The sequence below is a fragment of the Vreelandella sp. F11 genome (assembly GCF_042466685.1).
Taxonomy (GTDB): Bacteria; Pseudomonadota; Gammaproteobacteria; order Pseudomonadales; family Halomonadaceae; genus Vreelandella.
The window spans coordinates 954,650-980,077 of sequence record NZ_CP170448.1 but is presented as its reverse complement, the minus strand read 5'-3'; the positions used below and the strand labels follow the sequence as shown (position 1 = coordinate 980,077).

26 protein-coding genes are annotated in these 25,428 nt (G+C 55.7%); 15 read left to right on the top strand and 11 right to left on the bottom strand.

Going from position 1 to position 25,428, the window contains the following annotated elements; translation table 11 throughout:
* Positions 1 to 54 precede the first annotated feature (54 nt).
* A complete protein-coding gene (locus ACFIOZ_RS04495; RefSeq protein ID WP_386082500.1) occupies positions 55 to 633 on the bottom strand; it encodes an NAD(P)H-dependent oxidoreductase in 579 nt (192 codons plus the stop codon).
* Between the two features lie 183 nt (positions 634 to 816).
* On the opposite strand from ACFIOZ_RS04495, the gene ACFIOZ_RS04490 reads away from it, so the two are divergent.
* Positions 817 to 1,719 (top strand): LysR substrate-binding domain-containing protein, encoded by a 903-nt coding sequence (locus tag ACFIOZ_RS04490; RefSeq protein ID WP_386082499.1) that lies wholly within the window; start codon positions 817 to 819, stop codon positions 1,717 to 1,719.
* Positions 1,720 to 1,897: 178 nt separating this feature from the next.
* On the opposite strand, the gene ACFIOZ_RS04485 is transcribed toward ACFIOZ_RS04490, so the two are convergent.
* On the bottom strand, positions 1,898 to 2,737 hold the full coding sequence (locus ACFIOZ_RS04485) for a helix-turn-helix transcriptional regulator (RefSeq protein ID WP_386082498.1): 840 nt from the start codon (positions 2,735 to 2,737) through the stop codon (positions 1,898 to 1,900).
* Between the two features lie 140 nt (positions 2,738 to 2,877).
* Between ACFIOZ_RS04485 and ACFIOZ_RS04480 the strand changes: the two genes are divergently transcribed.
* A complete protein-coding gene (locus ACFIOZ_RS04480) occupies positions 2,878 to 4,044 on the top strand; it encodes an MFS transporter (RefSeq protein WP_386082497.1) in 1,167 nt (388 codons plus the stop codon).
* Positions 4,045 to 4,138: 94 nt separating this feature from the next.
* On the opposite strand, the gene ACFIOZ_RS04475 is transcribed toward ACFIOZ_RS04480, so the two are convergent.
* From ACFIOZ_RS04475 to ACFIOZ_RS04465, 3 genes are all read right to left on the bottom strand, one after another.
* Complete coding sequence (locus tag ACFIOZ_RS04475; protein WP_386082496.1) at positions 4,139 to 4,876, bottom strand: YoaK family protein; 738 nt, start codon at positions 4,874 to 4,876, stop codon at positions 4,139 to 4,141.
* A gap of 110 nt (positions 4,877 to 4,986) precedes the next feature.
* Entirely contained in the window at positions 4,987 to 5,880 is an 894-nt protein-coding gene (locus ACFIOZ_RS04470) for an NAD(P)/FAD-dependent oxidoreductase (RefSeq protein WP_386082495.1), read from the bottom strand.
* A 149-nt stretch (positions 5,881 to 6,029) separates the two neighbouring features.
* A complete protein-coding gene (locus ACFIOZ_RS04465; protein ID WP_386082494.1) occupies positions 6,030 to 6,479 on the bottom strand; it encodes an Rrf2 family transcriptional regulator in 450 nt (149 codons plus the stop codon).
* A gap of 235 nt (positions 6,480 to 6,714) precedes the next feature.
* On the opposite strand from ACFIOZ_RS04465, the gene ACFIOZ_RS04460 reads away from it, so the two are divergent.
* Genes ACFIOZ_RS04460 through ACFIOZ_RS04450 form a run of 3 tightly spaced genes read left to right on the top strand, consistent with a single transcriptional unit; the run spans position 6,715 to position 9,954 of the window.
* Entirely contained in the window at positions 6,715 to 6,933 is a 219-nt protein-coding gene (locus tag ACFIOZ_RS04460; RefSeq protein ID WP_386082493.1) for a DUF1656 domain-containing protein, read from the top strand.
* Positions 6,934 to 6,981: 48 nt separating this feature from the next.
* Positions 6,982 to 7,866, top strand: coding sequence for an efflux RND transporter periplasmic adaptor subunit (locus tag ACFIOZ_RS04455; RefSeq protein WP_386082492.1), 885 nt, complete (start codon positions 6,982 to 6,984; stop codon positions 7,864 to 7,866).
* A 3-nt stretch (positions 7,867 to 7,869) separates the two neighbouring features.
* Positions 7,870 to 9,954, top strand: a complete 2,085-nt coding sequence (locus ACFIOZ_RS04450) for an FUSC family protein (RefSeq protein ID WP_386082491.1) — start codon at positions 7,870 to 7,872, stop codon at positions 9,952 to 9,954.
* Here the strand turns inward: ACFIOZ_RS04450 and ACFIOZ_RS04445 are convergent.
* A complete protein-coding gene (locus tag ACFIOZ_RS04445) occupies positions 9,935 to 10,858 on the bottom strand; it encodes a LysR family transcriptional regulator (RefSeq protein ID WP_386082490.1) in 924 nt (307 codons plus the stop codon). The genes ACFIOZ_RS04450 and ACFIOZ_RS04445 overlap by 20 nt on opposite strands.
* Positions 10,859 to 10,998: 140 nt before the next feature.
* On the opposite strand from ACFIOZ_RS04445, the gene ACFIOZ_RS04440 reads away from it, so the two are divergent.
* Complete coding sequence (locus ACFIOZ_RS04440; protein ID WP_386082489.1) at positions 10,999 to 11,388, top strand: RidA family protein; 390 nt, start codon at positions 10,999 to 11,001, stop codon at positions 11,386 to 11,388.
* 60 nt (positions 11,389 to 11,448) lie between these two features.
* On the opposite strand, the gene ACFIOZ_RS04435 is transcribed toward ACFIOZ_RS04440, so the two are convergent.
* Complete coding sequence (locus ACFIOZ_RS04435; protein ID WP_386082488.1) at positions 11,449 to 12,342, bottom strand: LysR family transcriptional regulator; 894 nt, start codon at positions 12,340 to 12,342, stop codon at positions 11,449 to 11,451.
* A 109-nt stretch (positions 12,343 to 12,451) separates the two neighbouring features.
* Here ACFIOZ_RS04435 and ACFIOZ_RS04430 point away from each other — a divergent pair, with 109 nt between their 5' ends.
* Entirely contained in the window at positions 12,452 to 13,288 is an 837-nt protein-coding gene (locus ACFIOZ_RS04430) for an SDR family oxidoreductase (protein ID WP_386082487.1), read from the top strand.
* A 44-nt stretch (positions 13,289 to 13,332) separates the two neighbouring features.
* On the opposite strand, the gene ACFIOZ_RS04425 is transcribed toward ACFIOZ_RS04430, so the two are convergent.
* The gene (locus ACFIOZ_RS04425) at positions 13,333 to 14,265 is read right to left on the bottom strand and encodes an AraC family transcriptional regulator (protein ID WP_386082486.1); all 933 of its coding nucleotides are present in this window, start codon (positions 14,263 to 14,265) and stop codon (positions 13,333 to 13,335) included.
* 166 nt (positions 14,266 to 14,431) lie between these two features.
* On the opposite strand from ACFIOZ_RS04425, the gene ACFIOZ_RS04420 reads away from it, so the two are divergent.
* Complete coding sequence (locus ACFIOZ_RS04420) at positions 14,432 to 15,175, top strand: SDR family oxidoreductase (protein WP_386082485.1); 744 nt, start codon at positions 14,432 to 14,434, stop codon at positions 15,173 to 15,175.
* Positions 15,176 to 15,318: 143 nt separating this feature from the next.
* On the opposite strand, the gene ACFIOZ_RS04415 is transcribed toward ACFIOZ_RS04420, so the two are convergent.
* The 3 genes from ACFIOZ_RS04415 to ACFIOZ_RS04405 form a co-directional block, all read right to left on the bottom strand.
* Positions 15,319 to 15,885, bottom strand: coding sequence for a sugar O-acetyltransferase (locus tag ACFIOZ_RS04415; protein ID WP_386082484.1), 567 nt, complete (start codon positions 15,883 to 15,885; stop codon positions 15,319 to 15,321).
* An 88-nt stretch (positions 15,886 to 15,973) separates the two neighbouring features.
* Positions 15,974 to 16,198, bottom strand: coding sequence for an efflux RND transporter permease subunit (locus tag ACFIOZ_RS04410; RefSeq protein WP_386082483.1), 225 nt, complete (start codon positions 16,196 to 16,198; stop codon positions 15,974 to 15,976).
* 160 nt (positions 16,199 to 16,358) lie between these two features.
* Positions 16,359 to 18,200 carry a DUF3413 domain-containing protein gene (locus ACFIOZ_RS04405; protein WP_386082482.1) on the bottom strand — a complete coding sequence of 614 codons (1,842 nt, stop codon included), beginning with the start codon at positions 18,198 to 18,200 and terminating at the stop codon, positions 16,359 to 16,361.
* 426 nt (positions 18,201 to 18,626) lie between these two features.
* Between ACFIOZ_RS04405 and ACFIOZ_RS04400 the strand changes: the two genes are divergently transcribed.
* The 7 genes from ACFIOZ_RS04400 to fni all read left to right on the top strand — a co-directional run bounded on the left by ACFIOZ_RS04400 (position 18,627) and on the right by fni (position 25,374).
* On the top strand, positions 18,627 to 19,304 hold the full coding sequence (locus tag ACFIOZ_RS04400) for a response regulator transcription factor (protein WP_386083991.1): 678 nt from the start codon (positions 18,627 to 18,629) through the stop codon (positions 19,302 to 19,304).
* Positions 19,304 to 20,536: a sensor histidine kinase gene (locus tag ACFIOZ_RS04395; RefSeq protein WP_386082481.1), complete on the top strand. Its 1,233-nt coding sequence runs from the start codon at positions 19,304 to 19,306 to the stop codon at positions 20,534 to 20,536. The genes ACFIOZ_RS04400 and ACFIOZ_RS04395 overlap by 1 nt, the downstream gene beginning before the upstream one ends.
* 200 nt (positions 20,537 to 20,736) lie before the next feature.
* Positions 20,737 to 21,615 carry a polyprenyl synthetase family protein gene (locus tag ACFIOZ_RS04390; RefSeq protein WP_386082480.1) on the top strand — a complete coding sequence of 293 codons (879 nt, stop codon included), beginning with the start codon at positions 20,737 to 20,739 and terminating at the stop codon, positions 21,613 to 21,615.
* 9 nt (positions 21,616 to 21,624) lie between these two features.
* Positions 21,625 to 22,602: a heme ABC exporter ATP-binding protein CcmA gene (gene ccmA / locus ACFIOZ_RS04385; protein ID WP_386082479.1), complete on the top strand. Its 978-nt coding sequence runs from the start codon at positions 21,625 to 21,627 to the stop codon at positions 22,600 to 22,602.
* The gene (locus tag ACFIOZ_RS04380; RefSeq protein ID WP_386082478.1) at positions 22,599 to 23,807 is read left to right on the top strand and encodes an ABC transporter permease; all 1,209 of its coding nucleotides are present in this window, start codon (positions 22,599 to 22,601) and stop codon (positions 23,805 to 23,807) included. The genes ccmA and ACFIOZ_RS04380 overlap by 4 nt, the downstream gene beginning before the upstream one ends.
* A 15-nt stretch (positions 23,808 to 23,822) precedes the next feature.
* Entirely contained in the window at positions 23,823 to 24,323 is a 501-nt protein-coding gene (locus ACFIOZ_RS04375) for a sterol desaturase family protein (RefSeq protein ID WP_386082477.1), read from the top strand.
* A complete protein-coding gene (gene fni, locus ACFIOZ_RS04370) occupies positions 24,313 to 25,374 on the top strand; it encodes a type 2 isopentenyl-diphosphate Delta-isomerase (protein ID WP_386082476.1) in 1,062 nt (353 codons plus the stop codon). Before ACFIOZ_RS04375 ends, fni begins: the two co-directional genes overlap by 11 nt.
* Positions 25,375 to 25,428 lie beyond the last annotated feature (54 nt).

The window sequence follows — 25,428 nt, the reverse complement described above, 5'->3', positions numbered from 1 at the left end:
AAGCCCACTTCGCGAGGTGGGCTTGTCCGAATTAACTACGTTAAGCCAAGCAGTTTAGCCAAGTACTTGGCGAAGATGGGCACGATAAGCCGCTTTGTCGCGATCGACATCCGGCATCTTCATCACATCGTTGGCGATAAAGGTCGGCAATGCCTCTAGGCCGATAAACTCCTGCGATTTGTGGAATGGGAAATAAACACCGTCCACACCACGCCCCTCAAAGAAATTGTCCGGCTCGTCGAAGGCTTCCAAAGGGGCATTCCATGTCAGCGACAGCATGTAGCGGCGCCCTTGCAGCAAGCCGCCACTGCCATACTGCTTAGTGGGGTCTTGCCGCGAGCGGCCATCGCTGGCGTAGAGTGAACCGTGGCCTTCTGTGAACACTTCATCAATGTAACGTTTGACGATCCATGGCGCGCCCATCCACCAGCCAGGCATCTGATACACAATGGTGTCCGCCCATAGGTAGTTCTGCACTTCGGTCTCAAGATTGTAGCCTTGATCAATCACCGTCTCGCGCACCTCATACCCCATTTCCTGCAACGTACTCACTGCCACGCCATGCAGGGTATTGTTGAGCTCGCCGCCAGAGTGGGCAAACGCCTTGCCACCGTTAATCAGTAGAATCTTCATCTCACGCTTTCTCCCAAAGAGGTTCATCATCAAAGCTAACCGTGTAGGTTTGACGTTAATGGCGCGTATTGTGGGAGTAACAGCGCGGAAAAAGAAGCGACGTAACAGCAAGACTCTTTTGATTTTAAATCAACAATGTTAAACACTCACTAAGGCAAACGGCAGCGCTATGAAAAGCAATTTATGAAAACCACCCTTGAAGAACAGAAAGCATTTGTGACAGTCGTGGATAGCGGCTCTATCACCGGCGCCGCTGAGCGGCTTGGCATGACCGTTTCCGGGGTTAGCCGTACGCTTAACCGTCTGGAGCAAAAACTTGGCGCCACGCTATTACGTCGCACAACGCGCCGCTTGGAACTTACCGAAGAGGGCGAAACGTTTCTAAACCACTGCCGCCATATTCTGGCTGCCGTTGAAGAAGCCGAAGAGGCAATGCTGGATCGCCACAACCAGCCCCAAGGCAGGCTGCGAGTTAACGCCGCCCCCAGTTTTATGCAGTTCGTGATTGTGCCGGTGATTGGCGAGTTCCGCGCCCGCTACCCTGGCATTACGCTGGAGCTGGATACCCATGATCGCTTTGTCGACCTGCTCGAGCAGCGGGTTGATCTGGCCATTCGCATCGGCAGCCTGGAGGACTCATCACTGCACGCACGCTTACTCGGCCATAGCCCGCTGCGCCTTCTTGCCAGCCCTACCTATCTTGAACGCAACGGCGTACCGCAAAATATTGAAGATCTTCAACAGCACAGCTTGCTGGGGTTTAACCAGCTAGATCATCTCAATCAATGGCCCCTACTCCGCGCCGACGGCAAACTATTACATATCACGCCATCGCTGGCGGCCTCCAGCGGCAGCACGCTGATAGAGCTGGCCATTGCGGGAGAAGGTATTGTTTGCTTGGCCGACTTCATGACCATCTCCCCCCGTCGCCACGGCATACTGGTAGATGTATTACCCGACTGCACACAACTGCAGACTCAAGCCGTCAATGCTGTGTACTACCGCCAAACCACGCTTTCCCAGCGCACTCGACTGTTTATGGAGTTTTTAGTAGAACAGCTACCAGGGAAGTATTTGCAGAGGTGAAGGGCGATCTAAGCTTATCCATTGCATGCCACAAGAGCACTAGCGTCAACGGTAAACATTCCCCCTTTCTTTGGATTTCAATGCAAAGCCAATTTTCACCTTGTTTGTCTTTTACCCACGCCATGATCCTTCGGGCAGATCGGTGCCCACCTTACATTGCACTCTTAGACAACATTATTTAACCCGCCACCCACTCATTAAAAGCCCGCTGCTCGCTATTGGTGCCTTTGTGGGCATAGTAGACCAGCCGCAGATGCCGCTCTTCATCAACAGTGAGCGACGTGTGTTCAAGCGCTACAGAACCAAGCACTTCAATATAAAGATGACGCACTCCCTGACAGGGCGCGTTGACCTCCTGATTTTTCCACCATGCCTTAAACTCAGGCGCCACTTTGGTTAGCTCTTCCACCAATGCCTCTATGGCAGGATCTTCGGTCGCCCGGGCAAAGTCGCGTCGGAAGCTGGATAGCATTTGGCAAACCTGCTCTTCCCAGGGGGATAACAGCTGACGCATGGCAGGGTCGGTAAATAACAACCACAGCATATTGCAGCGTTCAGGTGTATGGGCAGAGAAGCTGAACAGCTTATCAGCGGCAGCGTTCCAGGCCAGCACGTCCCAGCGCAAGTTAAGGATATAGGCAGGCCGGGTGGGCAGGTCGTCCATCAAGGTTTGCACCAGCGGCGGCACGCTGCACCAGGTTTTGCCTAGCTCAGAGGGTAGCCGCTGATGGGCAAGCAAGAACAGATGGCGGCGTTCAGCCGCATCCAGCTTGAGCGTCTTGGATAAGTTGTCCAGAAACGCCGCCGATACACTAATATCGCGGCCCTGCTCCAACCAGGTATACCAAGTCAGCCCCACGCCCGCTAAAGCGGCGACCTCTTCGCGCCTTAACCCAGGCGTGCGCCTTCGACGGCCACGAGGCAGCCCCACCGCTTCCGGAGCAATTTTCTCGCGATGCTTGCGTAGAAACGCAGCCAAGTCTTCCCGCGTTCGAGTTAGCGTTCGGGCAGCAGTCATTTTATTACCTTTAATAACTTATCACTTTTAGTAATAGCATAAACAGTTAAATTGTACCCCCTTAAAAGCCTCTCCAGAATAGCCTCTCGCTGGCAGAACTAGCGGTGATTTTTCGATCCTTATCTAACATGGAGAGCGTAATGGCTGATCAGTCTCGTTTATCGGTTTATTTAATAGCCCTGGGGGCATTTGCGCTGGGGATGGCCTCTTATGTGACCGCTGGGCTTATTCCACTTATTGGCGACGCTTTTAGTGTCTCTACCGCCAAGGCGGCCCAGTTAGTCACGGCGTTTACGTTGGCCTATGGCTTAGGCTCCCCCGTCGTCGTGGCACTCCTGCCCGGCCATCATCAACGCTGGGGCTTACTAGTGGCGTTGACTGTTTTTATTGTGGCTAACATTGCCAGCGCGCTGGCCACTAGCTTTATATCCCTCGCTATATGGCGAGCGGTCGCAGGCGTGGGCGCCGGGGTTTATCTTGCTATGGGCATTGCCGCCGCAGCCGCCATCACGCCCGAATCGCAGCGTGGTAAAGCGATTGCCATCATTATGGGTGGCATGGCAAGTGGCACGGTATTGGGTGTGCCGATCAGCCTATTGCTGGCCGAGCGTTTAGGTTGGGCGTCAGCGATGTGGCTTATCGCAGTACTCGGCATCATCGCCTACGGCGGGCTTCACGCAAAACTACCTGCGCTGCCATCCGCTCAAGCGCTGACTCTTGCTCGCAAACTGGCTATTTTGAGAAGCCCTCATGCGATAGCCATTCTGACGGTATCTTTGTTAGGCGCCATTGCCAGTTTGGGCATGTATACCTTTATCGCCCCTTTTATGGCGGCCACCGATTCAGGCGCTGTTCAGTCGATTACCGGTTATTTGTGGGTATGGGGAACTGGCGGCGTCGTGGGCAGCTTTCTGATTGGCCCATTGGTCGACAAATTTAACGGCCCGGTAATTACCTTGGCGATTATGCTGCTGCTCTTTATAGCGCTCATCTCGTTGCCCTTTGCAGCATCCATTCATCCTCTGCTGACATTACTGCCAATTGCGCTTTGGGGCGCCGTGGGTTGGGCGCTTCAGGTACCACAAAACAACGAACTCATCCGTACACGTCAAACCCACGGCGACGGTAACCTAGCCGTCGCACTCAATGAATCGGCGCTCTATTTAGGCAGCGCGATGGGGGCGGCGAGTGGCGGCGTTTTGCTTGCCTTACACCTGCCCGTTTCGACATTAGCGGTGAGCGCGGGGGCTATCGCTGCAGTAGGGGCATTAGTACAGTTGGCGCTTTTGGTAAATACCCAACATTAATGCCATAGGCAGGCTATTAGCAGAGGGCACCGGGGATGCCACTGCAATTTAGTGAGTCATAACTGTGCGACCGGCGATGAGACGTCACTACCCGTTAGGCTCTTCTGGCGTCCATCAACTTACTTGCCGTACGCACTGTGATAACAATTGCGCTCAAGGGAACGATCATCAAAACAACCCCCAGTCCCAGCATTGCCTTGAAACCAAACAAATTGAACAACACAAATCCGACGACACACCCCGTCAGAAATGAAAAAATCGTCGTCAAATGCGTATAGAGTTGCTTTCGGCAAGCACGGCGGTCGGTCGCCTCACCCCGTGCCACCAAGGACGATAGGAACGAGCCTAACGCGATGCCAGCATCCGTTAGGGTGCCGGTTACGTGAGTCGACCTCACCCGACCGTTTGAGAGTTGCGTTGACGTCGCGTTGTGTACCCCCATCAAGAAGCCCAGGGCTATCAGTACTTCCTCGTTGAAGCGTGTCGAATAAAACAGCAGTTCAAACACCGACACCGCCGTCAATGCCACGCCTTCCACCAAGAGAATCAGGCAGAAGATGGTTCTGAGCTTCTGCCCCACGACCACAGCAACGCGTGCGAGCGTACTACCTATCACGAATGCCGAGAGCAGGGCTGCCAAAAACAACAAGCCATAGGTATCGGAGCTGACCACTTCAGTCGACATTTGCGAGGCGTTGCCACTCATATGCGAAGGGAGAAACCCAAAAGCCCCCAACGCCATGGCATTGAGAATACCTGCAGCCGTCGCCAGTACCAGTGCCAGGCAACGATCCTCGGTATGAGAACGAGCTTTCTTCTTTTTGATTAACAAACGCCTTCTCCAACCACCTAAGAGTTGGCAAGTACGACACTAATACTAAAGCATAGTTCTAATTTAACTAATTGAGAGGTAACTGACATATTGACGCCTGACTTCAAGTGTTAAATGCCAAACATCAGCGTTCTATGGGTAGAGAGCCCCGCCATGGCGCCGTCGGCTACAGCAAAGGTGACAGAGCCCGCAGCACGCGCTACGTCGCCGCAGGCGAACACGCCGGGGATTGAAGTAGCCTGCATTGCATCGGTTTTGACGATACTACCCATGGGAGACTCCTCAAGTTCGCAGCCTAGTTGCACTACCAGCGAGCCAAGGTGAATGCGTGGCGCAACAAATAAACCCTTCAGTGGAAACACGCGGTCATCCTGCATCACTAGTTCAACGCCCTCTGCTTGCGCACTAAGACGTGCCGCTGCGCCATACTCTACCTGGGTGCCGCGCGCCTTAAGCTGCGCCAGCTGTTCGGCATTGGGCTCAAAGGCACCATTTAGAAACAGTGTGGTTGCGCCCCAGTCGGGCAGCATCAAGCCGTGGTGCATCGCAAGCTCTGAGGTGGCCAGCACTCCGATGCCCTCTTTGCCCAGTTCATAGCCGTGGCAGTAGGGGCAGTGGAAAACGTGTTTGCCCCATAGCTCGGCGAGCCCCGGCAACACTGGAAGCTCATCGGTAACGCCAGCGGCCAGAATGATGCGTCGTGCTGAATAGGTGCTGCCATCGGCCAGCGCGACAGAAAAGTTATCCACCTGCCCGGCTATCGCCTCTACTTGCCCCGTGCGCCACTCAACCGTTGGGTACTCCATCAACTGGCTACGGGCCTCTGCTGCTATCTCCGCAGGCGAGGCCCCATCCTGAGTTAAGAACCCATGGGAGTGAGAGGCAAACCGGTTGCGGGGTTGTCCTGCATCGACCAGCACTATTTTCCGCCGCACACGGGCGAGCTGTAACCCTGCTGCCATGCCTGCGTAGCTGCCGCCAATAATGACTGCATCAAAATTCATTACCCTACCTCCTATTGCGCCCAGCGTTTACAAGCCAAGAGTGAACAAACCAATATCATGTATCTTTTATTGATACAATAAAAGGCGCATAGCGGTCAATGACAATATTAACAACGACGGTTCGAATGAATTAGGCAGATAGTAAAGCGTTAAGGCGACGGCAGTTGGTAGCCTTTCCGAGTCGCAATATCATCAAACTGTTCAGCTAGCTCAGCCAATGTGACTGCTCCCAGGCGGTCTATGAGCAGCGCTTCCGCTTCGCGCATGGCATCAAAAAGCGCCGCATTCACCACCTGCTCTACCGCACAGTCCGGGTTATCACGGTCCGTGCCAATGGCGAAAATCCGCGGCCCGCCTACGGCGTTGTGGATATCCAGCAGCGTTACGCTATGCAAATCGCAGGCGATGCGCCAGCCGCCGTTGTGCCCCTTCTCAGATTTCACATACCCCGCCTTACGAAGCCCGGCCATAGTGCGTCGAACGACGGCAGCGTTGGTGCCTAGCATGGCACCAATCTGCTCGGAGGTAATCGGCTGAGATTCTCGGGCAATGTGCAGCAGCACATGCAGCATGCGAGAGAGGCGGCTATCTGTTCTCACGGGCTGTTCTCAAGGGCAGTGATCAACTATTCAGCGAAAATAAAGGAGAATCGACGTCATAGCACTTTAACACAGCCGCAACGGGGTTAAACACGCACCCCATCAGTGTCACCCCTAAAGTGATGACACTTGGTTCCCCTTTCCAGGCAATCTATGTTTATTCTCACTATACTGTCGGCTGATTTGTTCCCGGCTGTGGTTAAATTTTCGTACTGCTAGTCCACTTAAGGTTGTTATGGGTCTTCAAGAAATCGCCGTTGGTGGCATCTATTTAAGCCCGCTACTGATCTACGCGCTCATTGGCTTTATTGCTACGCTGACTATTCGCTCGCTGCTGCACTGGGTGGCGGGCGAGTACGCGCTCTGGTACGAGGCTTGGTTCGATATCTCGCTGTTTGTCATTTTTACAGCAGCCACTACCTTCCTGTTTACTGTGTTGCTTCAAAGCCCTTGAGATAGCCCTTGAAACAGCCCTTTGAGATAGCCCTTGAGAGAATCGCTGATGCGCCCTTCGCTTCGTATTGTGCTCACTTTAATCATAGTCGCCATAGCCATTGCCGCTGGTGCTTGGCTGTGGCGCTACTACCTTTACACCCCCTGGACTCGGGACGCTCGGGTTCACGCCGAAGTCGTTACTATTGCCCCCGATGTTTCAGGCTGGGTGCGCACGCTTGAAGTGGCCGATACCGACTATGTTGCCCAGGGCGATACGCTGTTTGCCATCGACAATACGCGCTATCAGGCGGCGGTCGACAGCGCTCAGGCAACGGTCGAGCATCGCCAGGCGACATTAGAACTCAATCGTGCCGAAGAGAGTCGGCGTAACCAGCTGAGTAACAATCGTGCGATCAGCGCGGAAAACCAGCAGATCGCCCAGATCAACTCTCGGATTGCCGAAGCCGATTTACAACAGTCCCAGGCGGAGCTGGCCAGTGCCCAGCTTGATTTAGCGCGCACCCAAATAACCGCTCCCGTCAGTGGCTACATACTCAACGTACAGCTTAGCGCGGGTACTTACGTCAATCGCGGCTCGCCGGTTATGGCGCTGATTGCTGAGAACTCCTTCTATGTGGTGGGCTACTTTGAAGAGACCAAAATGAGCTCAATCAACGTGGGCGACCCAGTAGATGTGATTCTGATGAACGGCGACACTCACCTGGATGGGCGAGTGGTCGGTATTGGCCGGGGCATCGCCGACAGCAATACAACCCTAAACCAGCAGTTGCTGCCCCAGGTGGAACCCACCTTTAACTGGGTGCGCTTGGCGCAGCGCATTCCGGTGCGTATTTCACTCGATGAGGTTCCTGATGAAACGCTGCTGAGTGTCGGCATGACAGCGACCGTGCGTGTACGCCCTGCCGAAAACGCTGCCGAGCAGCCTGAGTAACCTATGTCGCCGTTTGTTAGCACCTATTTAATGCCCAATGCCACGGCGGTCAAATTTGCCATCAAGACCACCCTGGCGATGATGCTCGCCCTCTATGTTGCGCTCTGGTTTGACGTTGAACGCCCCTACTGGGCGCTGATGTCGGCGGCGTTTCTGCAGATTCGCCCCATGAGCGGCATGGTGGTCGAGAAAGGCATCTGCCAGCTGGTTGGCACCTTTATTGGCGCCGTGGCAGGCATCGCGATTATGGCGCTGTTCGCACAGGCTCGCGTTCCCGCGCTCATCGCGCTAACCGGCTGGATTATGTTGTGTACCTATGTAGGTTCGCTGTGGCGCAATAACTACACCTACGGCTGCTTGATGGCGGCGGTGACCGCGATGCTGATCGTGGTGATTTCCAGCGGTAGCACGCCCGCCGGGATTTTTGATATCGCCGTGGCACGCCTGACTGAACTGGGGCTTGGCGCACTATGTGCCATGCTGGTTAGCTCGCTGCTGTGGCCAACCCATGTAGGAACGCACTTGGCGACTCAGGCCGACAGCGTGATTAACGAAGCTTTTGAGCATGCCGCCCTGCGCTTGGAAGCCAGCGACGATATCCCGGCGATGCAGAAAGCCCTGCGCAGTAGCCTCGGGCCATTAACCCTGCTGGAAACCGATAGCCAGGCCGCCCGTTTTGAAGGCCCGGTAGGCCCCGGCCGAGTGCGCGCAACCCACGTATTAACGCGCCGCACGCTGCGCTTTTTTGCCAACCTGCAGGCGCTGCATCAACTGATGCACGACCACGCCGACCGGCTCTCCCCGCAAAGTATCGAACTCGCGGGGCAGGTCGCCCAAGGTTTTCGCGATGCCGAACATGTCAAAGGCGTAGCCGAGGCCAGAAAAGCGCTTCAAGGATTACGCCATCAGGTTCTTGAAAACGATGATGAGAGTAGCTTGGCCCCGCTCGACCGGCGCCTGCGCTTGGGGCTACGTGAATCGATTGGTCACGCCATGGTGATGCTCGACGCCCGCGAAGCGATTGCTTCACCGGCTAGCCACACGCTGCGTTCGTCGCCGCTGGCCTGGCACCGTGACCACCTCGCTGCGAGTATCAACGCTATACGCTCGGGGCTGGTATTCTCGCTACTGGCGACTTTTTGGATTGTCACCGCCTGGCAGAGCGCCATGATCGCGATGATGCTGGGCACCCTGTTTTCCGCCTTCTTCGCCAGCCGAGACAACCCCCTCGCGATCACCATGATGTTCTACAAAGGCATGCTGGCAGCGATTCCCAGCGCCTTTCTGTTCGGCCATGTACTGCTTTCCCAGGCCAACGGCTTTCCCCTGTTGGCACTTATCTTTGGTACGCCGCTTTTTTTGGGATTATTGGGCGCCACTAACCCGGCCACGATGGGGTACTGCCTGGCGTTTACGATTTTCAATATTCTGCTGACCATGCCCGGCAACGGTATGGATTTTTCATTCGATAGTTTCACCAACCGGGTGGTGGCCGTGGTGATCGGGCTTAGCTGCGTGGTCATGGGCTTTCGTCTGCTGCCGGGGCTAGGCACGCGCCTTAGACGGCGGCGGTTGATCAACGCCATTTCCACAGACATTCATGAACTAACGCGGCGCTCGATTCGCGATGCCGAAACCCGCTTCAGCGGCCATATGGCGGATCGGATTCTTCACTTGGCCCAGCACGACGACATGCTGCCCGAAGACCAGCGCCACCTGTTTATTCTTGGCTTGACCGGGCTGGATGTAGGCACCGCCACGCTGCGCCTGCGTGATCGGCTGGATGATGCACCGCACCCGCGAATCCGCGAGGCGCATCAGCACCTGCTACGCACGCTGGCCAGCGGATTTGAAGAGAGCGCCAACGGACGCGCGCCCCAAGGGATTCGTGAAGCAGGCCAGCAGTTGGATGAGGCGATAAAGACTTACGGCGACGTGCCGGCTGACCGCCGTGTACTGCTGGAAGGCTTGATTGAGCGGCTCGAATTGGCTCTGGAGCGCCTGGGGAGAATTATGGCAGAGCGGCCGACGCACCCTCGCGCAACCACTCGCTTATCCATTAGTGCGTCTATGCCTGCCGATCAATAATAGGCGCATGCTGCGCCATCAACTCTACGACCCAATCGATAAATACGCGAAGTTTCGCGCTGACGTGCCGGTTCGGTGGAAAGGCGATGTACATCGGCATCGGCTCCAGGTGCCAACCCTCAAATAAGCGTACCAGCTCGCCACGCGATACGTGCTCTTTGGCCATGTAATCCGGGAGCCAAATTGCGCCGAGACCCGCCAGGCCTGCTGCCAGCCCAGCGTTCCCATCGTCGACCGAGATCACATAGCGCCCCTGCACGGTGATACGCTCTGCATTGCGGTGCAGGGCGTAGGGAAAAGCCAAACCAGAACGTGCCCAACTAAAACCAACGATGTAGTGAGGCGGGAGCGACAGCTCTTGTGGGTGTGAAGGGGCACCAGCTCTCTCCAGATAGCCCGGTGCGGCGTAAACACCGAGCCTTAGGTCGCCCACGCGACGCGCTATCAACGATAGATCGGTAAGCTCTCCGCCACGCACCACGCAGTCCACGCTCTCACCGATCAAATCCACCATGCGATCACTCACCCCCATATCGAGTTGAATATCGGGATAGCGGGCATGGAATGCGGGCAGGGCTGGAATTAGAATCATGCGTGCAAAAGGGCTGGGGACGTCCACTCTTAGTCGGCCGCGAGGCAAAACGGATGCGTTGGACAGGCTGGTTTCAGCATCATCTATATCAGCCAGAAGCTTGATAACGCGCTCGTAATAGGCGGCGCCGTCAGCCGTTACGTTCACCTTGCGCGTGGTACGGTTGAGCAGCTTTACCCGTAGTCGTGCCTCTAGTTGTTGCACCAACTGCGTCACGCTGGTTTTGCTCATGTGAAGTGTTTCAGCTGCCTTGGTAAAACTGCCCGTCTCCACGACCCGAGCAAAAGCCTGCATTGCGTTAAAACGATCCATGAGAGCGCTAAACACCTTTGATTGTTTGAAATATACAAACAATGTTGAACAGAATTCGCCGTTTATCCACCTCTAATGACAGCCTAAAGTGACGCCATCGTAGATAAAGGGTCGACTTCGACCTATTGATGGAGATTCACATGACTAAACGTGACGTTGTTTTCCCACCAGGCCGCCAGGTGCTTTATGAACAGAACGCTTATTCTGCTGCCGTTCGCTCCGGCGATCTACTGTTCGTATCGGGCCAAGTCGGCAGCCGTGAAGACGGCTCGCCCGAGCCGGACTTCGCCGCTCAGGTGCAGCTTGCTTTCGACAACCTACAGAGTGTCCTGGAAGCAGCGGGTGCAAGCTTCGAGGATATCGTCGACGTGACGACCTTCCATACTGAGCCGGAAGCCCAATTCCCTATCTGGCTGGAAGCCAAGGCGCGTGCTTTTCCGGAAAAACCTTACCCTAACTGGACGGCGGTCGGCGTGACGTGGCTGGCGGGATTCGACTTTGAAATCAAGGTCATTGCTAGGCTTCCATAAGAAGTTCTCATGGAATGGTGGCCAATGGTTACTGGATGCCCTCAGAGAGCACTTGCAATCTCAAGGCCACAACTCTCGTAGCAGATCAATAAAAGTCCGCAGGCTGGGCGGCACATGCCGGTTATTGGGGTAGTAAAGACACAGCCCGGTGATGTGTGGGCACCAGGCTTCCAGCACGGTGACCAGCCTTCCATCGCGCAAATAGGCGTGTGCATAGGACTCTGGCACATAGGCAATCCCCAAACCATCCGCGGCGGCCTCCACCATCAGTTGGCTGCTGTCCAAGGTCAGCGCCCCGGGCACATCTACCGCCACGTCCTGACCGTGCTGCTGAAACTCCCAGCGGTAGAGTTTACCGCTTGGCAGCCTTTGCCTTATGCACTGGTGAAAGGCCAGGTCGTCCGGTGTCGTTGGTGCCACCCGGCCACGTAGATAGTCAGGGGAGGCAACGGCAAGAAAACGCAGTTCATGCCCCACGGGGATGGCAATCATATCCTGGGGAACCGCCTCTCTCAGCCTTACGCCCGCATCAAACCCCTGCTCGACAATATCCACCAGCCGCCCCTCGGCCACGAGATCAAGCTCGGCGCCCTCATGAAGGGCAAGAAAGCGCGGCACCACGGTTTGCAGCAACAGTCGCACGGCCCCTTCGCTGCCATTGATACGCAGCCGCCCCGTGATTTTTCCTTCGGCGCTGGAAGCATCCTCCAGGATGGACGCCAAGTCGTTCAATAGCGGGCTCAGCCGCGATAACAGCCGCTCGCCGCTCTCGGTCAGCGAGACGCTACGTGTGGTTCGGTGCAGCAGTCTAGTACCCAACCGTTGCTCAAGCGTGCGCACGGTGTGGCTGAGTGAAGAGCGGCTCACCCCCATTAGGTCGGCTGCTCGGCGAAAGCTGCGATGTTCCGCCACGGCCTGAAACGCCTTGAGGTCGGTTAGCGTTGGCTTACTCATTGGTGAATTACTTTCACCTCCTCATGCCAATTGATGAGTATTCTCTTACCAGTGTTACTGCCCTAGCCTTTGTCTTGCAACACTTGATGAATGACTTAGGAGTTATCTCATGGCTACAACCTGGCTTATCACAGGCACATCCACCGGCCTCGGCCGCTTGCTTACTGAACGGCTGCTTGAACGCGGCGACCGCGTTATAGCAACGCTACGCCGCAAGGGGTCGCTGGACGACTTGCTCGCCTTGCATGGAGATCGTTTGCAGATACTGACCTTCGACGTGACAGATACGCCGACGATGAGAGATTCTGTTTCGCAAGCGTTCACGACGTTCGGTCGAATCGATGTGGTCGTCAGCAATGCGGGGTATGGGCTCTTTGGCGCTGCCGAAGAAGCCAGCGATGAACAGATTGAGCGGCAAATCGCGACTAACCTCACAGGCTCTATCCAGTTCCTGCGTGCCGTACTGCCGTATCTACGCGAACAAGGGGGCGGCCGCATCGTTCAGGTATCGTCAGAGGGCGGCCAGATCGCCTATCCAAGCTTCAGCCTTTATCACGCCACGAAGTGGGGCATCGAGGGGTTTGTCGAATCCGTGGCTAAGGAAGTCGCACCTTTCGGTATTGATTTCATTATCGCCGAGCCGGGCCCCACTGCCACCCACTTTGCTGAAGGGCTGGATCGCACATTCACGACGCCAATCTATGAAGATACCCCAGCAGGCGCGCTGCGTAGAGCACTGGCTTCAGGCGCCCTGGCCATTAAAGGCGATGCAGGCAATACCGTTGATGCCATCATTAAAATAACCGACATGCCGAACCCACCGCTGCGTATTACGTTAGGCAGCACGGCCTATGACTCCATTAGCCATGCGCTAAAAGAGCGGCTTGAGTCGCTCGAAACATATAAGGAGGTAGCGCTATCTGCGGATAGGGATGAAGTGACTTAATTAGGGCCTGTTGACTAGCAACTCCCGCTATGTATTGCCTTAACTTACGCGCCTATTCGTTGCGATTCAGAAATATCACCATCAACCGCTTGGAGAGATTTCTGGTAGCGCAAAGCATCACGCTTCGGCGGCGTTTGGAAAAGACGACCGTATTCGCGGGTGAACTGCGATACGCTCTCGTAACCGACCTCAAAGGCAGCATTGCTCGCGGAGCTCCCCTCGTCGAACATCAGGCGGCGCGCTTCAATCAAACGCAGCCGCTGTTGATAATGGCCCGGTGTTAGCGAGGTCATGTGTTTGAAGTGTTTGTGAAACGAGCTGATACTCATGCCAGCCTCCGCCGCTAGCTGCTCCACCGACACACGAGACGTGTATTCGGCTCGCAAGAGTGCTATGGCGTCAGCAAGGCGGCTCGCGTAGCTATCCGGGTCGGCAATATCCCGTAAAACGGCCCCATGAGAGCCTGACAGCAGACAATAATGCAACTCCTGCATGATACCTGGGCGAAGAAGCGGCGCTGAATCGGGGCGATCCAGCAGTTTCATCAGCCGTGATGCGCAGTCAATCACCTCGGCTTCGGTGTCTACGGCGAATAGCGTCTGCATCTCGGATGGACGCTGGGTATGGCCACTCCCCATATGAGCGGCTAGCTCACGCAAGATTGCCCTATCCAGTTCGACCGCAACGGCTAGATAGGGCTCCTCCGCACTTGCCTGCACAATTCTACCCACCACAGGCATATCAGCGCTGATAATCGCCGACTGCCCAGCGGACAAGACCTTCTGCTGGTTGCCGACAAGAATACGCTTGGCACCCTGCAGAATCAGGCAAACCAATGGCTTATAGACCGAATGCAGATCGCCAGTAGGCGCCTCAACGCACATCATTCGCAGCCCTGGCACAAGGGTTAACGCCAAGCCATCCCTATCGGCGTGGCGCTTGGTATATGTCTGAACCGCCTGTTTGAGTGAGTTCATGAGCTTTCCTCCAGCGTTTCGGCTCAACGTTAGCATGGCGATGAAGGCTTTTCTTCTCGCCTACAGGATCAGGCAAGTTTTGTGTAGATGCTGGCAAGCCACGCCGCCGCCAAATTGGTAAAAAGTGAGTGGCATTCGCTTCTAAAAGTAGATGGAGAGTTAAACCATGAAAATGTCAGGAAACACCATGCTTATCACCGGCGGCGGCTCCGGGATTGGTCGTGAACTTGCCTTACGCTTCAATGCGCTTGGCAACATCGTGATCGTCGCCGGGCGGCGTATGGATACGCTGGAGGAAACCATTGCTGGTCAGCGCGACATGCACGCGATGGTTGTCGATGTTGAGGATCCAGAGGAGATCACCGCCTTTGCTGAGCGTGTCATCGCCGAGCATCCCAACCTCAATGTGCTGATTAACAATGCGGGCATTATGCGTCGCGAGGACTTGTCCTGCACCCGAGACCTAAGCGATGCCGAGCAGACAGTCGTCACCAACTTGCTGGGGCCCATCCGGCTAACAAACGCGCTCACTGACCACCTGGTAAGCCAGCCCGACGCCATCATCGTGAACGTTTCCTCTGGCTTAGCTTTTGTACCGCTGAGCGGCACGCCAACCTACAACGCCACCAAAGCAGCCATCCACTCCTATACGATATCCCTGCGCGAACAGCTCAAGGGCAAGGTCGAGCTTATTGAGCTCGCTCCTCCTGCGGTTCAGACAGAACTGACACCTGGGCAGTCGACCCGTGAAGGCTATATGCCGCTTAATGACTTTATCGACGAAGTCATGACGTTGTTCCAAGATAAGCCCACGCCCAAGGAAATCCTGGTGGAAAACGTCAACTTCCTGCGCTGGGCAGAGCGTGACGGACACTTCGATCAAGCGGTCGAGATGCTCAGCAAGATGTGAGTTCACTATATCCTCTAGCCTTTTTACTCGCACATGCACTGTTTGCTGATGGCCGCAGTGCATTTGTCCATTCACGTCTTACAACCATGCTCAGAGCGAATAAAGGATAGAAGGCACTCCCTTAACTCAACGCAAGCTAACGGTTACCCATCTTTAACTGCAATATTTTTAATTATGCGAGCAGGATTCCCGCCTACCACCACATTAGCGGGTACATCCTTGGTCACGACGGCGCCCGACGCTATAACAACGTTATTGCCTACCCGAACGCCTGGGTTAATGATGGCCCCGCCACCAATCCAGACGTTATCACCAAAAAAAATCGGTTTTGCGTACTCTTTACCCGCATTACGCTCATACGGATCAAGCGGATGGGTGGCGGTATAAATCTGCACATTTGGCCCCAGCATGCAGTTATCGCCAAAGCGGATTTCACAAACATCCAGCAGGGTGCAGTCGAAGTTGGCGAAAAAGTTTTCGCCTACATGTAGGTTATACCCATAATCCACGCGTAGGTTGGGTTCGACATAGAGGTGTTCTCCTGTCGATCCAAACAACGCTTTTAAAGCAGCCAATCGCTGAGCGTCAGTTTCCAAAACTTGATTATAGAGCCTCACTTTTCGCCTTGTCTCTTCACGCTCTTTTAGCAAAACCGGATCAGTTGGATTATAAAGCTCGCCTGCTAGCATTTTGTCTTTTTCTGATCGCATTCGTTACCTTCCTCAATGGAACCCCAATGTTAGTTAACCCCAGCCGTCGTTATCACTCTGTGGTTAGTCGTCAAGTGTCTAAGCCAGTTCACAAAACCATCAATGCCACTGTAAAAACCGGAATCACCAACAGGCTTAAAAACGTGGACGTCATCAACCCACCAATGACCACAAGGGCCATGGGAGCACGGAAGCTGTGATCGCCCGCCCATCCCAAGGCGATCGGCACCATATCCGCCCCATGGCAAGAGTGGTCATCTCGATAGGCCGGACACGCTTCTTGCAGGCATGGGATGGGGCTCGCGTGCCCCATCCCATGCGCCCGACGAGCGATGATGAGGTAATCCACCAGCAGTGACGCTATGCAGAGCGAGCGATGCCAATGATAGCGATGTAAGCGCTCAGCAGGACATCACGTCCAATGACTGATTCACTCCGTATGCTGAAGCGGGCAGCGCTCCATCCTGAATGTCTTATCGATAGAACCTCGACAGCGCCCTGAGTACCTCGTTCGACACCCGGGGCTGGAGCTTGATATCGTCGAGTTCGTTCATGCGGTAGTCATAGACTTCGAAGGCCCCTGTGGGGTGCACGGCCACCTGGTAGTCGGGCATCAGGATGCCATAACCCATGTAGCTGCCTGAAAGCATCCAGTCGCGATGGGATTCGACATCCAACAGGCTTTGCCCCAGGGTGTAATGTTGAGGAGCCGATTCACAGTCGAGCAGCTCCTCGAGCAGCGTCGGTGCGATATCGGCGTGATGCGTTCGCCGCTCCAACGTCCCACCGGATCGCCCCGGCAAATGCATCACCAACGGAACCTGAACCTGCTCCGGCGTGTAGTTGCTGCCATGTCCCCAGTAGTTCTTGCCATGTTCGTTGAAGGACTCTCCGTGATCGGAAGTAATCACTATCGCAGTACCCTCAAGCCGCCCACGGCGCTCCAGGTCATCGAGTACGCGTCCCAATTGCTGATCCACATAGCGTGCTGCCGTGCGATAGCGGTTCCAGTAAGGTTCCGGATCAAAGCCAGGCCCCAGGCTCATGTGGTTGATATGTTCCCAATAGGGCGTGAACCGCGGAAAGTCTGGCGGATGGCTGTAGCCATGCACGGCGTCATAGAACAGGAAACCAAAAAACGGCCGCTCATCTAACCTTGCCTCTTCTTTGTCCATCCAGGCTAGCCAGTCATCGGTGATCTGCTGGTCGCGCACCCAGGGCTCGCCCTGTGCTGGCTCCAGAGAGACATCCTTGAGGCCGGCAAAAACGTTACGGTCAAAGGCAGGGCTCACCAGCGTCGCCGAAGAGAGAACCTGAAAGCGGTAATCGGCAGCCTCGAATTGCTCCATCAGCACCGGGGGCGTCTGGCTGGCAGTAAATGCATCCCAGTAGGTGACTGGCAGGCCATAGAAGAGGCTGAAGACGCCGGCCTTGGTGGAGTTACCACCACTGATATGCTCACGCGCCCTGAACCAACCGGGTTGACTGGCGTACCGGTAAAGATTCGGCATCACTTCAGGAGTGAGCATGTCGTGACGCAGGGCATCTACCAGCACCAGCAGCAGGTTGTCGGAAGACACCGACGGCGAGCAGCTCAGCGGCGCGGAGGGGTAGACCAGGCCCTGCGCCTTTCCGTCCGTCGCCTTGAGCTCCACCCGATCGCGCACTGCCTGGGGGTCGACCCACCCCTGTTTGACGAAGAAACGCTTGGCAGTAGCCGGATAGAAGACCGGCACATGACGCGTCATGCCGGTGATGTCGCGATCGTAGTGAGCATCCGCCCAGGCATGCCAACCGTTCACCCCCAGCAGGGCCAACAAGCTCACTACCAGCATGGCGACCACCGGCCGTGAAGGTGGACGTCGCCTGAACAGCAGCCCGAGACCTCCCTGCACCGCCAACATACCCAGCACGCCACCGACGGTCAGTGCCCAGGCGACCCATGAGAAGCTGAACACGTCTCCCCCGGCGTTGAGTAGCAGGTCGAGGATAAAGCCGCTCAGGTGGAAGCGATACTGAGCGTAGACGAAGGTATCGAGCAGCAGCAGGAGTTGCAGGCCACTCGCCCACAGGGTGGTCATCAGCCATAGTCCGATGCCGCGCAAAAGCGTGGCCAGCAGGAACATCGGCAAAGCTCCCAGCCATACCAGCAGCGAGAGATGGCCGAGGAAAACCATCAGCAGGTAGCCCCACTGCTCGGCCCCCTCGGGCTGGATATAGCCGACATAACGCAGCGAGATCATCCAGGCAAGCAGCAGGTTGGCCAGTGTCCAGGCGCCAAGCCAGCGCCACCGGTGCAGGAGTCGATAGAGCATGCGCGAATTCTTCAAAGATCAGAGGCCCTTCAGTCAACGTTGGGTGGAAAGAGTGTTGACTGTCGCAGCCGCTCACTTACTGAAAACTTACGCCATACTTCTTGATCGTTCCGATCCCCCGCTAAGACTTCTGAAAAACGCATTACCGGACAGCCTCGTCCCATGCGACGAAGATCGATCCATGCGAGAGCTGGATGCGACTAAAAGGTCAGACAAGCTGTAGAAGAAGCCGATACCGTCCTATTCGCATTTGCTAGTATCACTAGATTGTCGCTTTCACATTTCAGCGACGTTTTAGTCACATCGGCTTTGCTAACCTCCCAGAGTTTCATCAAGACAGCGAGGCCGAGCCGCTAATTGGTCTACGACTGGGTTATGCCTGAAAAGGGAGATCAGCTGATGGGAAACGTGCTTAGAGCGGCGCCGATTAGAGTGTTGATTGTCGAAGACAACCGCGACATTTGCGAAAACATCGCTGAGTATCTCGAAAAGCATAGCTATGTTGTGGATTTTGCCTTCGACGGTATAAGCGCGATGTACCTGGCATTGACAAATCCGTACGACGTTATCGTTCTGGATCTGATGCTTCCAGGGATGGATGGCCTAAGTTTCTGCAAGAAGCTGCGAGCTGATGCCAAAGTAGAAACGCCCGTGCTCATGCTAACGGCGAGAGACACGCTTGACGATAAACTTAAGGGGTTCGAGGCGGGAGCCGATGACTATTTGGTCAAGCCATTCGCATTGCAAGAGCTACATGCGCGACTGCAGGCGCTGTACAAACGTAGTCACGGAAAAACCGACAATCTGTTAACGGTTGGTGATCTGACGATGAACAGATCCACGCTGCAAGTGCATCGTGCGGGGCAGCGCATCGATCTAACCCCTGCCAGCATGAGACTACTTCAACGATTGATGGAAGAGGCGCCGTCTGTTGTGGCTCGCGATGATCTCGAAACGTTGTTGTGGGCTGACGAGCGCCCTGATGGCGATGCGCTTCGCTCGCACTTGTACAAGCTGCGCCAGGCTATCGATAGGCCGTTTGATAGCCCATTAATTCATACCGTGCATCGTATCGGGTACCGAATTGCAGAGGATGTTCAGTAATGTACCGGCACAGCTTGCGCACGCGTGTCGCCATTGCATTTGCGGTGTGCGTTGCTGTACTGAGCGTGGCCTGGGGGTTCGCCTTCTTCGCTGCGATCAGGTTTACCGAAGACCGGGTGCTCCAGCATCAGCTGCAGCGTGCAGCAGAGAGCTACCCCTCTATGCCGATGAACCTTCGCGGGTACGATGAGGTCGGTAGCTTGCCTGAATCATTGAGGGAATGGGCACAAACCAATCCCGATGAGGGCTTGTACGAATTCGAGAATATAGAACTGCATGTCGCGGTAGTACCTACCGACGATGAACAGCAACACGGCTTTGTGGTGTTCGATGTTGCCGGGATTGAAGCTGCGTCGTCAGAGGATTGGTGGTGGCTGCTCTTTATCACCGGTGCCGTGGGTGCGCTCGCTACTCTTGGTTTCGCGCTGGGCGTGGTTGTTATGCGCAAAGCTGTCGCCCCTGTGGCACAACTCGCCAAAGCAGTCGCGAACATCGACCCGGAACAACTATCGGCCGAAGATCATAAACGCATAGAGGCCAGCCGTTTCGGCGATGATGAAGTTGGTGTGCTCGCCAGGACTATCGAAAAGACGCTTGAGCGTATCAGCGCATTTGTTGAGAGGGAAAGATATTTTACCAGTTCAGCCAGTCATGAGTTACGGACGCCGATCACGGTCATAACAGGCGCACTTGAGCTGCTTGAACAAAGTGATTTGTCAGCGGCCGATGTGAAGGTGGTAGATCGAGTGAGGCGCGCTACGCTCGATATGAAAACCACGATTGAAATGTTCTTGTGCCTCGCTCGCGAAACCGACGACGGATTTTATGACGAGCAGTTTTTAGTGATGCCGCTGGTGAGCAAAGCGATAGATCAGCAGCGCTACCTGCTGACCCGCAAATTCGTCGATGTTGATATCGACGAACTCGCAAAACCCATAGTCAACGGACATCCACAGGCCTTTTCTATTGCGGTCAATAATCTGGTGCGAAATGCGTTCGAGCATACGCTCCACGCGCACGGCCCGATCATGATTCGTATTAAAGAGCATGAACTCTTGGTCACCAATCAGGTGAGCAGTGATGCTGATAAGCGGTACAAGCAGACTGAGGCACCGTCATCTCAAGGGTATGGTCTTGGCCTGGGTATCGTGCAACGGCTGTGTGAGCGCAATGGCTGGTCGTTTTCGCTACTCGCTGATGAGAAGCGTGTAGTCGCCCGTCTTTCGTGGTGATCCAAAAAGACTGGGTCAGTACCATTTTCAAATGGCGGTTCAATGGAGTCAGCTCTGACTTTATGACGGCCGCATAGGTAGGCAATCGGGGGTACAGGGTGACCTTTACACGCAAGCCGCAAGCATCCGCCGCAGAGCCCGCGTCTATCGCGAGCGAGACACAGGCACCAATAACCATCTCGGCTCCAATGACTCCACTGATGGATGCTGTCCATCTAAAGAGCATGATAAACGCAACCTTACTGAATCTTCTGCCAGCTCAAGAAACATCGCCCTCGCATCTACATCGAGCAATGCATTACGCCTTATTGGGTTCAGGCAAGCGCTTGCGCCCACTTCTTACGCTTCTGGCTGCGAACGTGGCCACTGACAGCCGCACCCTCCGTATGGCCTGCGTATCGGAACTGGTACATACCGCTTCGCTGATTCTCGACGACCTGCCCTGCATGGACGATGCGACTATGCGCCGCGATCGCCCTTGCACGCACATACGCTTTTCCGAAAGCACAGCCATTCTTGCATCAACCAATTTCCTCAACCTCGCGTACGGGGTTATCGCCGACTGCCCCAACGTGGATGCTTCCACCAAAGTCGCCGTGAGCGCTCATCTCAGTCATGTTATTGGTTCTATGGGATTAGTTGGCGGGCAGATCGCTGATTTACAAAATCAGTCCGTGGCCTCCAAGAGCGCAATTGAGCAACTCTACCACCAGAAAACAGGTTGCCTGTTTGAGTTTGCTGTCGTCACCGGTGCACGACTTAGGGGGCTGGATGCAGAAGTGATAGACGCATTGACGCGCTTTGCCCGTGCCTTTGGTCTGCTGTTTCAGCTTTACGATGATATGTTGGATCACACTACCTTTGTGCAGGAGACCGGTAAGGACGTGCAGCAGGATGCGTCGAAAACCACTTTGCTTTCTCTTTATACACCGGAAGAAGTTCGCAGCGCATTGAGCAATGCACAAGCAATGGCAAGAGAGCAATTGAGTAGAGCAGGATACGATGAATCCTTACTCGCAGCGCTCGTGGAACAACAGTTCGTTACCTTTAACGGTGCGGCGCAAAGGCTTGGGGTTTAGACCTTGCGAATGACGACGACTGCAGCACTCACCATTGATCAACTACGGGTTGTCTACGGCAGCCACAGCGCCTTAGACGGCGTTTCTTTACAGGTACGTCCAGGCGAAATACTCAGCATCCTCGGGCCTAACGGTGCTGGAAAATCGACATTGTTGCGCGCCATCACCGGCAAGCTGCGCCCCACCTCTGGGCAAATACTCATTGCAGGAAAAGCGCTTTCTCCGGGTAAGGCCTATCAACATTCCATCGGTTTCACCCCCCAGTTCCTGGGTTTATACCGGCACCTGACGGGGCGAGAGAACCTGGAGTTTTTCGCGCGCTGCGCAGGTGTCAGCCGCCACCAGGTGCCCACACGGGTCAGCCAAGCGCTGGAAGAAATCGAGTTAACAGACAAAGCCCATGTGCGGGTGGATCACTTGTCCGGTGGTATGCAACGGCGCTTACACTTGGCAGCCACCCTGGTCTCCTACCCTTCTCTACTCGTGCTGGACGAACCCACGTCCGGGGTCGATCTGAGTGTGCGCATGTCAATCCACGACCTTATTCGCCGCCGCGCCGAGCAAGGGGCGGCCGTGGTCGTTGTTACTCATGAGTTAGATGAAGCTGAAGTGCTATCCCACCGCGTAGCCCTTCTTCATCAAGGCCAACTGAAAGCCTTGGCCGAGCCCCAGACGTTAATACAGGAGACCTTCGGCAACCGTCAGCTATTCGTTGTGCGTACGGTTCACATGCTCTCCCCGGCACTCTGTGAGCGGCTGCAGGAGATCGGTTTTCGCCCTCGCAGTGATGAGAGTAGTGATGAGAGCAGTGAATGGTGGCTACAAAGTGATCTACCGCTGGATAGGTTGGTCGATCACCTCTATCGCGGCTTGGGCGAAGCACGTGATGTCATTGCCGAGGTTTCGGTACGCCGGCCCGGTTTAAAAAACGTGATGCAGCACTTTACCAGTGCTCAAACCGATTCTGCGGCGGAGACGGTGCCATGAGGGCAATTTTTTGGGTGATGGCCTTAGGTTTATGGCGTGACCGCGGAGCGTTACTTTTGGCATTTGCTTTGCCCAGTTTGGTGTTCGCCATCTTCGCCAGCATCTTCTCCGGTGCCACGGAAGGCGACCTGCACTTGCGGGTAGGGCTCGTGTTGGAAAGCGAAGATCCGGTATTGCAAGACTTCGCGCAGTACCTGACACAGAGTGAAGATGTAGAGATTACGGCTCTACCCGATTCGAGCCGTGCTCAACTACTGGAAGAGGTGCGGCAAGGCAATTTCGACACAGCGGTGATTATTCACGGGCCACTGGATACGAACAACAGTCCGCTGTTTACCATCATCAGCGAACCCACCCGTGAACTTGCCGCCCTGTCTTTACAAGGATGGCTGCGACAAAGTCTGGCCTCCCAACAACCACAGGTTCTTGCGCAACGTCTTGCGCAAAGCACAAAAGCTCTGGTTGATGGCTTCTCGCCCGAACAACAGGCGCGTCTGGACGCCGCTTTAGAAACCATTGCTAGGGAAACGGACAGCGCAGCCGCCGAAGACGCCTTTATCGAATTACAACCCGTTTATGGTCAGGCGCTAGCGTCTATATCTGGGCTTAGCGGTATTGCTTACTATGCGGGCGCCACCACTATTCTGTTCTTGTTATTGTCCGCCGTGAACGCGGGTATGGTCAGTTTGGAAGAGCGCCAAAACGGTATCGCCGAACGCCTCCTGCTCAGCAAAGCTGCGCATTCACGGTTACTGTTAGGACGGTTTCTGTTTTTGTTAAGTCTGGGATTTTTGCAGGCTAGCGCTATATTCCTGGTCGCAAGATTCGGTTTTGGACTACAGATAGAGAGCGCTTTGGCGAAAGTCATTGTCATGGCACTTGCCTGCGCCGCCGCGAGTGCTGGGCTGGCACTTTTACTCCTGTCGCTGTGTCGAACAACTCAACAGGCGACAACCTTTTCTTCGTTTTTTGTGCTCATTATTTCCAGCGTCGGCGGCTCAATGGTGCCACGTTTCATGATGCCTGACTGGTTGCAGACGGTGAGCCTGTTCACGCCGAATGCCTGGGCTATTGAAGGTTTTTACGGGGCGTTGATTCGTGGCGACAGCTGGGCTCAGCTAGCCCAGCCCAGCGGCATCTTGGCTGCCGTGGCGCTGGTGAGCCTGCTTTTAGCTGCCCTCCCCTTATTCAAGACGCCGGCCTAAGAGAGGTTGTAAAACATGATGGACTGGTTCTGGATGCTCATGCTTGTGATAGCGGCTTTCCTGGGCATGGAAGTGTTCGCCTGGTACGCCCATAAGTACATTATGCACGGCTGGGGCTGGCACTGGCACAAATCCCATCACGAACCCACTGAGGGCGTATTCGAGAAAAACGACCTGTATGTTGTGGTGTTTTCGCTGGTGGTAGTCGGCATGTTTGCTGTGGGGGATCTTTACTGGAAGCCACTCATGGCCATCGCGTCGGGCATTACGCTGTACGGCGTCGCTTACTCTCTGTTTCACGACGGTATGGTTCACCAACGCTGGCCGATTCGCTGGCAGCCGAAGAGCGGCTACTTGAAGCGTCTGGTTCAAGCTCACCGAATACATCATGCCGTACGTACTCGGGAGGGTGCTGTGTCCTTTGGCTTCCTTTACGCGCCAGATGTCAGAAAACTCAAAAAACGCCTAAAGCAGCAACGAGCTGCATCGCCAGCGGGAGCGCGACATGACCGATGACAGTATGGTGAAACGCAAGAATGATCATCTCGACATCGTGCTGGACGCTCGTCGGGCTAACACGTCGACCCTTACGGGATTCGCCGACTATCGCTTCGCCCATTGTGCCTTGCCCCAGCTGAACCTGGACGAGATTGATCTAAGCACACGACTTTTCCATAAAACAGTGAACGCGCCGCTGTTGATCAGCTCCATGACCGGCGGTGCCGAGCGGGCCAAAACGATCAATCATCACCTAGCAGAAGCCGCCCAACACCTGGGTATCGCCCTGGCCGTCGGCTCCCAGCGAGTCGCCCTGCAGTCTGGCAGCGATCATGGCCTAACCAAGCAGTTACGACGCATCGCCCCGGATATTCCCCTGCTTGGCAATATCGGCGCGGGCCAGCTACGGGAACCCCAGGGGATCGACTGGGCGCACCGTGCGGTGGAGATGATCGAGGCGGATGCATTGATCGTCCATCTCAACCCCCTGCAGGAGGCGGTGCAACAGGGCGGCGACCGGGACTGGCGTGGCGTGCTTCAGGCCATCGGCACGCTGGTCACGTCGCTCGAGGTACCGGTGGTGGTCAAGGAAGTAGGCGCGGGTATCTCCCCCGAGGTGGCCCGGGCGCTGGTGGAAGAAGGCGTGGCGATGATCGACGTGGCCGGCGCGGGCGGCACCAGTTGGGCGGCGGTGGAGGCGGAACGCGCGACAGGCGAGACTCAGCGCCGGGTCGCTATGGCCTTCGCCGGCTGGGGCACCCCCACTGCCCAGGCCATTCGCGCGGTGCGCCAGACCCTTCCAGAGACGCCGCTGATTGCCTCCGGCGGCATTCGCGATGGGGTGGACGCCGCCAAGGCTATCCGCCTGGGCGCGGATCTGGTGGGCCAGGCCGCGGCAGTGCTTGAGAGCGCCACCGAATCCAGTCAGGCGGTGGTCGAGCACTTCGAGGTGGTCATCCAGCAACTGCGTATCGCCTGTTTCTGTACCGGCAGCGCCGATCTGCATGCCTTGCGTTCAGCGGTGCTGCTGGATGATCGCGGCGTCCCTCTGGAAGCGCCCCATGAGTAGGTATATCGCCGTCATCGCCCCTGTCCAGCCGCGCCGGTCGCGGGCGACGGGGTA

What these genes read in the sequence shown, in the direction of transcription:
- ACFIOZ_RS04485 (WP_386082498.1), bottom strand. Translation starts at nt 2,737, where the DNA reads ATGACTGCTGCCCGAACGCTAACTCGAACGCGGGAAGACTTGGCTGCG.
- ACFIOZ_RS04415 (WP_386082484.1), bottom strand. Translation starts at nt 15,885, where the DNA reads ATGCGATCAGAAAAAGACAAAATGCTAGCAGGCGAGCTTTATAATCCA.
- ACFIOZ_RS04375 (WP_386082477.1), top strand. Translation starts at nt 23,823, where the DNA reads ATGATGGACTGGTTCTGGATGCTCATGCTTGTGATAGCGGCTTTCCTG.
- ACFIOZ_RS04440 (WP_386082489.1), top strand. Translation starts at nt 10,999, where the DNA reads ATGACTAAACGTGACGTTGTTTTCCCACCAGGCCGCCAGGTGCTTTAT.
- ACFIOZ_RS04495 (WP_386082500.1), bottom strand. Translation starts at nt 633, where the DNA reads ATGAAGATTCTACTGATTAACGGTGGCAAGGCGTTTGCCCACTCTGGC.
- ACFIOZ_RS04460 (WP_386082493.1), top strand. Translation starts at nt 6,715, where the DNA reads ATGGGTCTTCAAGAAATCGCCGTTGGTGGCATCTATTTAAGCCCGCTA.
- ACFIOZ_RS04425 (WP_386082486.1), bottom strand. Translation starts at nt 14,265, where the DNA reads ATGAACTCACTCAAACAGGCGGTTCAGACATATACCAAGCGCCACGCC.
- ACFIOZ_RS04395 (WP_386082481.1), top strand. Translation starts at nt 19,304, where the DNA reads ATGTACCGGCACAGCTTGCGCACGCGTGTCGCCATTGCATTTGCGGTG.
- ACFIOZ_RS04490 (WP_386082499.1), top strand. Translation starts at nt 817, where the DNA reads ATGAAAACCACCCTTGAAGAACAGAAAGCATTTGTGACAGTCGTGGAT.
- ACFIOZ_RS04405 (WP_386082482.1), bottom strand. Translation starts at nt 18,200, where the DNA reads ATGCTCTATCGACTCCTGCACCGGTGGCGCTGGCTTGGCGCCTGGACA.
- ACFIOZ_RS04420 (WP_386082485.1), top strand. Translation starts at nt 14,432, where the DNA reads ATGAAAATGTCAGGAAACACCATGCTTATCACCGGCGGCGGCTCCGGG.
- ACFIOZ_RS04430 (WP_386082487.1), top strand. Translation starts at nt 12,452, where the DNA reads ATGGCTACAACCTGGCTTATCACAGGCACATCCACCGGCCTCGGCCGC.
- ACFIOZ_RS04410 (WP_386082483.1), bottom strand. Translation starts at nt 16,198, where the DNA reads ATGGGGCACGCGAGCCCCATCCCATGCCTGCAAGAAGCGTGTCCGGCC.
- ACFIOZ_RS04480 (WP_386082497.1), top strand. Translation starts at nt 2,878, where the DNA reads ATGGCTGATCAGTCTCGTTTATCGGTTTATTTAATAGCCCTGGGGGCA.
- ACFIOZ_RS04450 (WP_386082491.1), top strand. Translation starts at nt 7,870, where the DNA reads ATGTCGCCGTTTGTTAGCACCTATTTAATGCCCAATGCCACGGCGGTC.
- ccmA (WP_386082479.1), top strand. Translation starts at nt 21,625, where the DNA reads ATGACGACGACTGCAGCACTCACCATTGATCAACTACGGGTTGTCTAC.
- ACFIOZ_RS04470 (WP_386082495.1), bottom strand. Translation starts at nt 5,880, where the DNA reads ATGAATTTTGATGCAGTCATTATTGGCGGCAGCTACGCAGGCATGGCA.
- fni (WP_386082476.1), top strand. Translation starts at nt 24,313, where the DNA reads ATGACCGATGACAGTATGGTGAAACGCAAGAATGATCATCTCGACATC.
- ACFIOZ_RS04435 (WP_386082488.1), bottom strand. Translation starts at nt 12,342, where the DNA reads ATGAGTAAGCCAACGCTAACCGACCTCAAGGCGTTTCAGGCCGTGGCG.
- ACFIOZ_RS04445 (WP_386082490.1), bottom strand. Translation starts at nt 10,858, where the DNA reads ATGGATCGTTTTAACGCAATGCAGGCTTTTGCTCGGGTCGTGGAGACG.
- ACFIOZ_RS04390 (WP_386082480.1), top strand. Translation starts at nt 20,737, where the DNA reads ATGGATGCTGTCCATCTAAAGAGCATGATAAACGCAACCTTACTGAAT.
- ACFIOZ_RS04380 (WP_386082478.1), top strand. Translation starts at nt 22,599, where the DNA reads ATGAGGGCAATTTTTTGGGTGATGGCCTTAGGTTTATGGCGTGACCGC.
- ACFIOZ_RS04455 (WP_386082492.1), top strand. Translation starts at nt 6,982, where the DNA reads ATGCGCCCTTCGCTTCGTATTGTGCTCACTTTAATCATAGTCGCCATA.